We start from the raw sequence: 2,729 nt of genomic DNA on the forward strand, positions 1-2,729 counted from the left end.
AAGTCGAGCGTGGCGATGCCGGCCGCCTCCAGTTGCGCCGCGAGCGCAGCCGACTGCCCTGCGGGGCGCGTGATCACAACCGTATACCGCGTCTTGCCAGACGAGTTGGGGGAGGAGTTGACGCCTGCTTGCGCCGTCATCACGTGCCAGTCGCCGGACCGCTCGCCGTGCTGAGCGCACGGACGATTTCAAGCGCACCCTGGCCTTCTAGCGCATTCGCCACTTCGCGGCCCAACTGCAGCGCGCGTTCAACAGTGGGCGCCGGCGCCGACGCCTGGGCGCTCAGCACCCGCTGGCCATCGGGCGTGGCGACGATGCCACGCAGATGCAGCGCACCGTCATGCCAGGTAGCGTAGGCCGCAAGCGGCACTTCGCAACTGCCGCCGAGCGCACGCGAGACCATCCGCTCAGCCTCGACTGCCGCAGCGGTGTGCTCGTGATGCAGCGGCGCGAGCCATGCAGCGAGCTCAGGTCTTCCGGCGCGGATCTCAATGCCGAGTGCGCCCTGCCCGGCAGCCGGCAAACTATCCGCGGGATCGAGCAACGCGCGAATCCGCTCGCCCAGACCGAGGCGCTTCAGCCCCGCCGCGGCCAGAATGATCGCTGCATAGTCCCCACGGTCGAGCTTCGCAAGCCGCGTGTCGAGGTTGCCGCGCAGCGGCTGCACGACAAGCTGCGGATAACGCGCACGCAGCATCGACTCGCGGCGCAGGCTGGACGTGCCGACCACGCTGCCCGCGGGCAACGCCGCAAGCGAGTCATAGGCGTTCGAGACGAACGCATCGCGCGGGTCTTCGCGCTCCATGATGGTGGACAGTTCGAAGCCGGCCGGCAGCTCCATGGGCACGTCTTTGAGCGAATGAACGGCCAGATCGGCTCGGCCATCGGCCAGCGCGTTCTCCAGTTCCTTCACGAACAGGCCCTTGCCCCCCACCTTCGATAAGGTGCGATCGAGAATTTGATCGCCACGTGTCGTCATCCCGAGGATTTTTACGTCGCAAGATGGATATAATTTGTGCAGCGCACACCGTACGTGCTCTGCCTGCCACATCGCCAGGCGGCTTTCCCGCGAAGCGATGATCAGGGTAGAGGGCGGTGGCGCCGAATGCGTCTCGGAATTCATTGCAAGGTCGGTGGATGACGGGAGGTTATAACGAACAATGTTAGCACGCGCTCCAGCCTTGCTTTATCGGCCGGATGGCTATGCTGGCGCGCCACCGTAGGAGGAGACAGGCCCGCCTGGGGCACACCGCAAACTTCAGCCATAGCGCATGTCGCCGTTCACGCACGATCGTTCGCGCGTTAAACGGCATCATGCGGGATGATGCAATGCGGTGCGTCGCGCAACAGCACTGAGGGGCCTACCTCTCCCATTTGCCGATGGCGGTGTTTGCCATTGCTCTCGCAGTACTGAAGATTCCGCAGTTCATGCGTAGTTGAAGCGCAGTTGAAGTAACAGCAGTTCATCTCTCCATAGACCCTGGCTTCCCTGAGGAAACCCATCGTGACGTCTTCCGGACCGGCGCGCCCTGCCCGCCGCAACACTGCATCGCTCAACGGTTCTGCGGGTGCGCCCGCAGTTGTCCCTACCGCACCGGCCACGTCCAGCGCTCTATCCAAACGCAGCACTGCAAGCTCGGCCAAGAGCGCGCAGACCGTCAAAACGGGTAAAGCCGCGAAGGCAGGGAAAGCTGGTAAAACCGCCAGCGCGGGCCGTGCCGTGAAGCCCGGCAAAGCCTCGAAGAGCAAAGCCAGCAATGGCACGGCCTCAGCCGCGGCCGAGGTGCTGCTCGACATATCGAAAGAGGCTGCCGTGCCGCCCGCGCCGAAAACCAGCAGCCGCACGCGCGAGGACAAGGATCAGCCGCTCTTCCAGGACATCCGCTATCTGGGACGCCTGCTCGGCGATGTCGTCCGTGAGCAGGAAGGCGACGAAGTGTTCGACGTGGTCGAGACGATCCGTCAGACAGCAGTGCGCTTTCGCCGCGAAGACGACAGCAGCGCCGCGCAGACGCTCGACAAGAAGCTGCGCTCGCTGAGCCCCGAGCAGACCGTGAGCGTCGTGCGGGCGTTCAGCTATTTTTCGCATCTCGCGAACATCGCGGAAGACCGTCACCGTAACCGCCGCCACCGGATTCACGCGCTGGCCGGCTCGGCTTCGCAGGGAGGCACGATCGCTTATGCGCTCGAACGGCTGATGGAGGCCAACGCCGCTGCCACACCGGTGTTGCAGCAGTTCTTCAACAACGCGCTGATCGTACCGGTACTCACCGCGCACCCCACTGAAGTACAGCGCAAGAGCATTCTGGACGCGCAGCACCACATCGCGCACCTGCTTGCGGAGCGCGATCAGCCGCTGACCGAGCGCGAGCGCGCTCACAACGAGGCAATGCTGCGCGCCCGCGTCACCTCGCTGTGGCAAACGCGGATGCTGCGCGACGCACGCCTGACGGTGGCCGATGAAATCGAGAACGCGCTCTCGTACTACCGCGCAACCTTCCTCGAAGAAATCCCGGCCATGTACGCCGACATCGAAGCCGCGCTCGCCGAGCATGGTCTCGACGCCCGCCTGCCGCCGTTCTTCCAGATGGGCAGCTGGATCGGCGGCGATCGAGACGGTAATCCGAATGTGACCGCTACGACGCTTGAGGAAGCCATCACGCGTCAGGCAGCGGTGATCTTTGAACATTACCTGGAACAGGTGCACAAGCTCGGCGCCGAGCTGTCGA

General features: G+C 64.4%; 2 protein-coding genes. One reads left to right on the top strand and one right to left on the bottom strand.

Going from position 1 to position 2,729, the window contains the following annotated elements:
• Window positions 1–139 precede the first annotated feature (139 nt).
• A complete protein-coding gene (hemC, locus tag M0954_RS10740; RefSeq protein ID WP_123384568.1) occupies window positions 140–1,123 on the bottom strand; it encodes a hydroxymethylbilane synthase in 984 nt (327 codons plus the stop codon).
• Between the two features lie 381 nt (window positions 1,124–1,504).
• On the opposite strand from hemC, the gene M0954_RS10745 reads away from it, so the two are divergent.
• Window positions 1,505–2,729 (top strand): phosphoenolpyruvate carboxylase (locus M0954_RS10745; protein WP_297353104.1); only part of this gene is annotated, 1,225 nt, incomplete at its 3' end.

The sequence above is a fragment of the Paraburkholderia sp. genome, from assembly GCF_026225065.1.
Lineage (GTDB): Bacteria > Pseudomonadota > Gammaproteobacteria > Burkholderiales > Burkholderiaceae > Paraburkholderia.

Coding starts and splice junctions, on each gene's coding strand:
- hemC (WP_123384568.1), bottom strand. CDS start 1,123: ATGAATTCCGAGACGCATTCGGCGCCACCGCCCTCTACCCTGATCATC.